The organism is Bradyrhizobium sp. 25ACV, assembly GCF_054863005.1.
Genome location: NZ_JAVAYO010000149.1, coordinates 1 through 257 on the forward strand (window position 1 = coordinate 1; position 257 = coordinate 257).

Sequence of the window (257 nt, forward strand, 5' to 3'; positions counted from 1 at the left end):
GTCCAATGGCACGGCCGGCGACCCTCTGGCCCGGTCAAGGTCTTGGTCAAGAAATGCAGGCCATGCGGCGTATGGAGCGTAGATGAGAATCCGGTAGCCAAGTGCCCACCATGCAATGACGTACCCGCCGTCCGCGCGCACGTCCACGCCCGGCGCAATTTTGGACGCGCTTCCTCGTAACCCCGGCCGGTGAATATAGTAGAGGTGTTGACCGCCCGACCGCGTTTGAACCGTCCAGGTCGTGCCAAGTCGTTCCC

At 62.6% G+C, this 257-nt stretch carries 1 protein-coding gene; it reads right to left on the bottom strand.

What is annotated here, in order from left to right; all coding sequences use genetic code 11:
* The coding region (locus RAD04_RS38935; RefSeq protein WP_461628003.1) for a bifunctional DNA primase/polymerase at positions 1 to 257 on the bottom strand (257 nt) is incomplete at both ends.